At 50.3% G+C, this 7,064-nt stretch carries 11 protein-coding genes; 10 read left to right on the forward strand and 1 reads right to left on the reverse strand.

Annotation, left to right across the window (positions count from 1 at the left end; all coding sequences use genetic code 11):
• On the reverse strand, positions 1–682 hold a 682-nt coding region (locus BHW66_RS02810; RefSeq protein ID WP_286688883.1), incomplete at its 3' end, for a S24 family peptidase.
• 361 nt (positions 683–1,043) lie between these two features.
• Between BHW66_RS02810 and BHW66_RS02815 the strand changes: the two genes are divergently transcribed.
• The 10 genes from BHW66_RS02815 (at position 1,044) to BHW66_RS02860 (ending at position 6,937) form a co-directional block, all read left to right on the forward strand.
• Complete coding sequence (locus BHW66_RS02815) at positions 1,044–1,859, forward strand: phage regulatory protein/antirepressor Ant (protein WP_286688884.1); 816 nt, start codon at positions 1,044–1,046, stop codon at positions 1,857–1,859.
• A gap of 24 nt (positions 1,860–1,883) precedes the next feature.
• Positions 1,884–2,078, forward strand: coding sequence for a hypothetical protein (locus BHW66_RS02820; protein WP_286688885.1), 195 nt, complete (start codon positions 1,884–1,886; stop codon positions 2,076–2,078).
• A 70-nt stretch (positions 2,079–2,148) separates the two neighbouring features.
• Positions 2,149–2,520, forward strand: a complete 372-nt coding sequence (locus BHW66_RS02825; RefSeq protein WP_286688886.1) for a hypothetical protein — start codon at positions 2,149–2,151, stop codon at positions 2,518–2,520.
• Positions 2,521–2,534: 14 nt separating this feature from the next.
• Complete coding sequence (locus tag BHW66_RS02830; protein ID WP_286688887.1) at positions 2,535–3,032, forward strand: hypothetical protein; 498 nt, start codon at positions 2,535–2,537, stop codon at positions 3,030–3,032.
• 20 nt (positions 3,033–3,052) lie between these two features.
• Complete coding sequence (locus BHW66_RS02835) at positions 3,053–3,280, forward strand: hypothetical protein (RefSeq protein ID WP_286688888.1); 228 nt, start codon at positions 3,053–3,055, stop codon at positions 3,278–3,280.
• Positions 3,281–3,362: 82 nt separating this feature from the next.
• Positions 3,363–4,043: a hypothetical protein gene (locus BHW66_RS02840; protein ID WP_286688889.1), complete on the forward strand. Its 681-nt coding sequence runs from the start codon at positions 3,363–3,365 to the stop codon at positions 4,041–4,043.
• A complete protein-coding gene (locus BHW66_RS02845) occupies positions 4,043–4,279 on the forward strand; it encodes a hypothetical protein (RefSeq protein WP_012420412.1) in 237 nt (78 codons plus the stop codon). Before BHW66_RS02840 ends, BHW66_RS02845 begins: the two co-directional genes overlap by 1 nt.
• Before the next feature lie 294 nt (positions 4,280–4,573).
• The gene (locus BHW66_RS02850) at positions 4,574–4,813 is read left to right on the forward strand and encodes a hypothetical protein (RefSeq protein WP_286688890.1); all 240 of its coding nucleotides are present in this window, start codon (positions 4,574–4,576) and stop codon (positions 4,811–4,813) included.
• Positions 4,814–4,816: 3 nt separating this feature from the next.
• Positions 4,817–5,602: a hypothetical protein gene (locus BHW66_RS02855; RefSeq protein ID WP_286688891.1), complete on the forward strand. Its 786-nt coding sequence runs from the start codon at positions 4,817–4,819 to the stop codon at positions 5,600–5,602.
• 21 nt (positions 5,603–5,623) lie between these two features.
• A complete protein-coding gene (locus BHW66_RS02860; protein WP_286688892.1) occupies positions 5,624–6,937 on the forward strand; it encodes a replicative DNA helicase in 1,314 nt (437 codons plus the stop codon).
• The last annotated feature ends 127 nt before the right edge of the window (positions 6,938–7,064 follow it).

Below are 7,064 nucleotides of genomic sequence, written 5' to 3' on the forward strand. Positions count from 1 at the left end.
CGAAGTCGGGATTAAGTGGATGTAATACGTATTCCATTTTTCCGGTTTCCGGATTTTTTTTGCGGCCGAGCTTTTTCAGAGTAACCCCTCGTTCGTCATTGTATTCTACAATGGTTCCCACTTTAGGGATAGGGGGGATGGTGTGCTTGCGCATGACCACCAGCGAACCATCAGGGATGAAAGGCTCCATAGATTTTCCCTCCACTTGTAAGACGTATTCCCACTTGCCAACAGGGCGTTCTGTTTTAATATGATAGGGTATGTTGTCACCCGGCGTCAATGCGCCAGCAGCGATATTACCGATGACCGGGACAGGCTGATCCAAGAAAGATGTAGCAGGTAATGGTTCTACCGGGGTAAACTTCTTACGGGCGCCCTCTTTTTCTTTAGCGGCGTTTTGGAGTGCTGTGTTGACAAATTCCAAAAAAGATTGCCCCTTCATAGCTTCGCACACAACAGCCCATTGTTCTTCACTCAAGGGTAAGTGTATTTTCTTTAGAGAATCATCTTCTCCTTGCATTAATCTTTGGATAACCAACAAAGATTTTGAGGGGACATCTCTCGCAGAACTCAGCCAAAGATCGACCGTCCTTTTATTGACTCCACATTTTTTTGCGAGTTCCTCACGAGTCATTCCAGAAGCTTTGAGCCATTTTTTAATGTCTTCCTTGGTCGGCGTCATGCGTTGATATTACATCGTTTTGTCAGCATGTCAACAAGGAGATATATCGAATTATCTCATAATGTAAACATTTCTTGTTGACGTGTTAGCAATTTGATGTAAAAAGACATCCATCAGCAACAAGACGACGTATGATCCCAGATATAGAACTCGAAAAATTAACTGATGGAAGTAAGAGTTTCCTTCTTTCTCAAGCGGAGAAAGGCGTTAAGCCTTCCGAAGCTATTGTTGAAGCAATTGAGAGAGAAGCACGTCGCAAGGGGTTCCATGTTCCCCCTGCCACAGTCCGGAACCTTCCCCGCCCGAAGAACCCCAAGAAGCCGACGGCATGAACGAAAACGCAGTGCTCCATCATTTATATATGAACACTCAAAATCACATCACCGTCCCGTCTTCACTGGGACTCTCCGTCCGTGAAGGAAAGGTTGTCGTCTCTAGCCGGGACGTGGCCGAGAAGTTCGGGAAGAGACACGACAATGTCCTGCGAGACATTGAAAACCTCGAATGCAGCCCCGAATTCGGACGGCTCAATTTTGAGGAGTCCTCCTACATTAACAAGCAGAACAAGTTACAGCCCGAAGTTCTGATGACCCGAGACGGCTTCACCTTCCTTGCCATGGGATTTACCGGCGCGAAGGCGGCCCAGTTCAAGGAAGCCTACATTGCCGAGTTCAACCGGATGGAAGCTGAATTGAAAAATCAAGATAGGGGTGAAAGCCTCATGAAAGTCCTTTCCGATCCGCACGCCGTTTTGAAGATTGTTGGAGCCCTGGCGGACGAACGAGATAAAACCAAGGCGCTTGAAGCCAAAATCGAGGAAGACAGCCACCATGTTCTTTTCTCCAAGGTGAGCCAGGCTTCCAAAGATTGCATTTCCGTGAACCAGCTTGCCAAAGATATTAACAAGATGGGCTACCCCATGGGAGAAAAACGCCTGTTTGAGTGGTTCCGTGAGAATGGATGGCTGATCAAGCGTTCCGGGAGCACTCATAATTTGCCTACCCAGAAGTCTGTGGAAAGCAAGTTGTTTGAAATCAACTCCACGCCTAAGTACCAGAATGGAGAAGAGAGGGTGTATAGCACTCCCAAGGTGACGCAGAAGGGGAAGGATTTCTTCTTATCCGTTTTTGAAAAAATGAAGCGTCAAGAATTTGGAGAGGAACTTCCTCTAGCCTGAATATCCAAGAAAGGAACCCGCAGAATGGTTATCGAATACGACGAAGAAATGGGCCTTATCTGGGCAGACGACCGCTGGATGACTTTGGACCAGGCGGGTGAGTATGCCGCCACGTTGCGGGAACAACTCACTGATTTGAAAGATGCCATGTTTGAAATGGGCCGTTCCCCGCATGCAAAGAGCTGCGGACCCAACCCTGACGGACACTACGACGACTGAATTATGGAAGAAGATCTGATCGAAGAATTGAAGCTGCTCGGCTGGCACGAGCTTTAACAATGAAAATATTATGACCTACCCTGAATCAGAGTTTTACGACTGCAAGACCCTGGCCCTGATGTACGATTCCGACCGGGATGTGATCAAGAAGACCGTCCATGAGTTGAAGGACAAGGGGCATGTGATCGAGATCCTGTACTGGGGCAAGCAGGGGAAGATGAAGGTGCACGGCAAGCAGTTCCGCCGGGCGGCGGCGGCTGCAAGTGGCTTGTTCATGGCGTTATCGCTTTGGCTGGCCATGGAGCTGGATAACGCCGAGCTCCAGACAGACAAGTCTCCGCATTCCGGGTTTTGCCCGGAGTCTCCTACTCCCATGAAAGCTTTTGACGGTTTGGAAAAACCGTCCCGTACCCCACGGACTAGGGAAAGCAATAACCAATAGATAAACAATACATAATGGAAAAGACAGTAATGAAAGACCTCGGTACTAAAGAGGAATTTATGGATAAAGTCGAAAAGGCGGCTCTGGGGCATAGTCTTCAAGAAGCCATGGACAAAATCAATTTTGTGAATGCGCTTTGCTTTGAGGGCGGGAGTTGCATTACTCTTGAGCGTTTCGCTAATTATCTGGATTGCATGAATTTGGATATTACGCCGGAGGGGCTTCTTGGATGGTTTTTCAAGAAGAAATGGATCAAGCGCTCGAAGCATAACAAGGTTCCCTATGTTACTGACTATGGGTGGGATCTGATTCATGTAGTCAATGACTGGAAGATTCTACCCAATGGGAGCATGCAGCTTCTTTCAGAAGTATTTATAACGGGTGATGGGCAGCTTGAAATAGTTACACAGCTTCTCAAGGAGAAACACCCGAAGAGGTTCTTGTATCACGGGCATGAAGTTGTCGATTTGCGGGAAGTCCGTGAGAGCGAGAAATCAAAATCTGATAACTAACCCTCCATATTTATCACAATATGATGAATACCACACAAACCAAAGGCTTTGACACTGGCGACAGAGTGAAACTGCGTTCCTTCCTTTCCATTCGGAGAGGGGGAAGCCGCAAGACTTACCATTTCCAACCCGGAGAAGAGTTTGTCGTCATCTGCCCCCTTGTCAAAGACCTGTTTTACGCCGTTTCTCTCTCTCACCCTCTCCTGGGTGTGTTTGAAATGAGCGAATGTTCCTTTGTGCAGCGTTAATGCTGCACACTGATTGCACCGAATACGATACAAGACAATAATAGTTAAATAACAATACAGAAAGAATAAGATTATGATCGCTATGAATACGACTACAGCACTACTGGTAAACGCAGAACCCCTCTCCCGCGGCAACGGGAAAGGGGCGGATGTTGTGAATAATGGCAAGACGGCTAATCCTATCATTGCTCACAAGCCAGTAAGTACGACAGACGGGAAGCCCTGTCAACCGGCAAAGGCTGCCAGGACGGCCAAGAAGCCCGCCGCTCCCAGGAAGAAGCGGTACGATGAAGAGGATTTGATAGCCTTCGGAGAGAATGCCATCATGCTCCGGGGCGCGGCCGAAGCCATTCTGGATATGTTTCACCGGTTGGTCTTTTTTGATGACGACCAGGAAGAGGTTGTCAATGGCGTGAAGGGAGCCTTCGATGAGGCCGCCATTCTTCTGCAAAATGCGGCGAATGCGTTTGAAGAGAAGATTCCTTTCAAGGTTTTGGACAAGAGGCGGAAGACTTTTTTTGCCCTGACGGAAATAGATGAAAAAGACAGCGATGTTCTTGCCGCGATTACTGCTATCAATTCCGATTTTATCCAGTGGGATGAAGGAAGTGTTTGCGTGAAGGCGACACGTTGCGAAATGGCAACTCTTCTGCTTAACCGCGCATTGGAAAGCGCCAAGAAGTCCTTCTACCTTGCCGAAGACTCAACATCAAACCCCGCCCTTGCCGCAACGCTTGCTTCCATGAAAGGAGGGCACAGGTGATGAAGGTTGTTACCCTGAAGATTCCCATCTCACAATCTATTTATGATACCGCCAAATTTGCGGTGGAAGAAGGGGTGGCGAGAAGCGAAGAAGAGTTCCTGGCCCGCATTGCGCTCAAAGGAATTTTCTCTGATCTTTTTGAAGACGTGCAACCGCACCTGGACGACTATTTGGACGAGATGGTTAACAACGTCTATCCCGAGGAACTTGCCGGGGAAGAAAGGAGGACTGTATGACTTCTGAAGAGGGAACAGACGTTCTTCTGAAGGTTTACGAAAGTCTTTTCTTACAAGAAAGCAATCTGGTTAAGCTTCTGGAAAATCATTCGGGAGGCCTTATTGAACGAGACCGGATAATGTCCATCATGCGGAGACTGAAACGTTTACGTGCTGATACTTACGGTTTGGTTACGCAAAGGTGGCTTAATGCAAAACTTCATGGAAAGGAGGGGGGCGATGAAGCACCTTTATATTGACCAATCAGGCCGCGGCGTCCGTGCTGGAGTTGAAAATGAGGCAGTTTGCTTTCCTATGGAAACACCAGAACAGGAAGAACGCCGTTGCATTCAGGAGCTTTGCCGCATTAAGGGGGAATTGGGGCGTACAGGCCGCTACGGCGTGTATTTTGACCTTACAGGTCCGGAAATAGAGTTTTGGGTAGAGAAGTTCGGCAAGCCGGGCTTTCTGATCTGCATCAAACACCAGGACGCCGGCACGGTGCTGGATTACGTCCGCAAGAGGTGTGATGAACTACGTTTGATTGAACCATAGAACATGCCTAATAGAATCATCAGGGAAGGGTTTCTGACATCCGACAAGGTCGATAAGCTGAGTTGGGTGGAAGAGTGCTTCTATCATCGTCTTTTACTTGCTGTAGATGACTATGGACGGTATCACGCCGACCCTCCTCTACTGATCGGAAAGATAATGCCTCGCAAAATAGGCAATGTCAGTAACCAGGACATAGAAAAGTGGCTCACCGCTTGTGTGACCGCGGGTCTTGTAAGGGTGTACGGTGTCGAAGGGAAGCGTTATCTGGAGGTCTTGCAGTTCGACCAAAGGACCAGGGCGAAGAAGAGTAAGTTTCCTGCTCCTGATGAAGAAAAAACTGACGTTTGTCAGTCAGATGACGGCCATGTGTCAGACACATGTCAGTCACGTGACCGTCATCCGCTCGCCTATACGGAGACGGAGTCGAATACGAAGACGTATACGAAATCGGAGACGGAGACGAAAGAAGCTGCGCCTGACGGCTTGCTTGACTTCCCCCCACCCTCTCGACCTTCTTCCATAGTTCCCTTGCCGGGATCTGTCGAGGAAGTGGAGGCACACATGCGTCAATGCCTTGTCCATCCCCTGGACCCGGATGCGTTGCGAAGTTCCGCGGAGAGGTTTTACGATCACTACGTGGAACAAGGCAACTTCATCCGAAACTGGAAGTCCAAAGCCACAATTTGGACGAAGGACGATGCTTTGAGGGAGCAAAGGCAGAAGCTTGCCAACCAACCACCTGGAGGAGAAAGCGACCCCTTCGATCCAAGATTTAGAAAAAACATTTAACCTTCAAAAAGAGAAATCATTATGCAGCTTACAGAAACACAACTCAACGCCGAAAAGACCGTTCTTGGCAACTGCATTGACGGCGCCGACAAGGTGGCCGCCCTGATCGAACAGGGCTTCACGAAGGCTTATTTTGTCCTTCTGGCCCATCAGAAGGTCTGGAGCGCCTTTGAGACTCTGGCCAAGACTCCGGAAAAGGTCAATATCACCGACCTGATCCAGCACCTGGAAGCCGCCGGCGAGCTTGAATCCGTAGGAGGTCACGCCGGGCTTGTCGAGCTTTCAACCAGCTTTGCCTACCATTTCCAGTTCGAGCCCTCCGTGAAGATTCTGGTGGAAGCCAAGAAGAAGCGGGATGTGGAATCCCTGTTCATTTCCGGGCTGGAAAATCTTCAAAACCCAACCCTGAGCAAAGACGAAGTGCTGGCGGAAGCCGAAAAGGTGATGTCCTCCTTGCGGGAAAGTTACGGAGTGGCCCAAGTGGCGCGCATGGCTGATGGCACACAGAAGGTGGTGGAAGGGTTGGAGTTTCGCATCAAGAATCCAGGACAGACCAAGGGGCTTCCTACCGGCTACCCCTCCCTGGACAGGATGCTGGACGGCTTACAGAACACGGCTATGGTGGTCATCGGAGCCCGGCCGGCCGTGGGGAAGACTTCCTTCATGACCAACATTCTGTACAATCTGGCCTCCGAAGGGGTGCCAGTAGGCATGTTCTCTCTGGAAATGTCCAAGGAGCAGTTGCTTGAACGCACGCTTTTTGGCATGTCCAAAATCAATGCGGCCAATCTGCGCCGAGGCATCAAGCTGACCAAGTGGCAGCAGGATGCTTTCACCAACGCGGTTCGCAAGGTAAGGAGCCTGCCTTTCTTCGTGGACGACCGGGGCGCCTTGAGGATTGACCAGATCCAGGCGACCGCCCGGCGCATGGTTGCGGACCACGGCGTGAGGTGCATCGGCGTGGATTACCTGCAGCTTGCCAATCCCACCGGACGCCAGTCTTCCCGGGAACGGGAGGTGTCGGAGATTTCCGCCGGCCTCAAGGCTCTGGCCAAGGAACTGAATATTCCGGTGATCGTGCTGGCCCAGTTGAACCGGGAAGCGGAGAAACGCGCCGGGAAGGAAGCCGGGGTTCCCCGTGTATCCGATTTGAGGGATTCAGGGTCTATCGAACAGGACGCAGATCAGATATTGTTGCTCTACAGGCCTTACGTCATGGACAAAAACGCAGATCCGGCAGAGGCGAAAATCATCGTCGGCAAGAACCGCTTCGGGGAGATTGGTTACATTGACCTGAAATGGGACGCTGCCGCCACGACTTACAGGGAGGTTTGAGCAGATGATGCCCTTGAACGACAGGAAAATGCTGCACCTGATTGTGCTGGCGGGAGATTGCGCCGCTTGCGGGGTGACGCCTCCGCTCCAGCCTACCATGTGCGCCGTGATGCGGCTGCTGGGGCTG

Origin of the sequence: Akkermansia sp. 54_46 (assembly GCF_001917295.1) — a bacterium.
In the GTDB taxonomy this organism is placed as follows: domain Bacteria; phylum Verrucomicrobiota; class Verrucomicrobiia; order Verrucomicrobiales; family Akkermansiaceae; genus Akkermansia; species Akkermansia muciniphila.